This window comes from Neobacillus drentensis, from assembly GCF_036962765.1.
GTDB lineage: Bacteria > Bacillota > Bacilli > Bacillales > Cytobacillaceae > Neobacillus > Neobacillus drentensis_C.
Map to the genome: position 1 here is coordinate 65627 of NZ_JBALOS010000002.1, position 543 is coordinate 66169.

1 protein-coding gene is annotated in these 543 nt (G+C 41.1%); it reads left to right on the forward strand.

Annotated elements, in window-relative coordinates:
• Positions 1-175 precede the first annotated feature (175 nt).
• Positions 176-499, forward strand: a complete 324-nt coding sequence (locus tag V7137_RS00675; protein ID WP_335455661.1) for a YwdI family protein — start codon at positions 176-178, stop codon at positions 497-499.
• Positions 500-543 lie beyond the last annotated feature (44 nt).

Below are 543 nucleotides of genomic sequence, written 5' to 3' on the forward strand. Positions count from 1 at the left end.
AGTAAATGACCTTTATTAAGCTCCAATAGCAATAAAGTTTACGAAAAGAGCCTTTGCCAAAAATCGACGTGTTTCACGTGAAACAATGGAAATCCTGTCGAAGTGTTTGCCACTCGAAAAAAGGGCCATACTCATGTAGAATAGAAACGAGACTGAAATTAGAGGTGCTTGACAAGTGAATATATCTGTCCAAAAACTATTAGCGAAAATAGAAGAGGAATTGAAGTTGGCAAAAAGCAGTGCAAAGGAAGAAAGTTTGCGGGAAAAGGTATACTCTATTAAAATATTGTGCGAGCTCCTGCTAGACGAAAAGCCCGCACTGAAAAACGAGGATCCAGTCACACCTATGCCTGCCGTTCAGCCTGCTATCTCGTACCAGGCCTTCCAACAGCCTGTGATGAACCAACCGCTGATCCAACAACCAGCTGCACAACTGCAGCAACCGAAAAAACTCGACATGGAAGACGAAGCGAATGGGGATTCCTTATTTGATTTTTAATAAAGGCTATTTTCGCATAAATTGTTGTTTTTCGTATAAGTTCA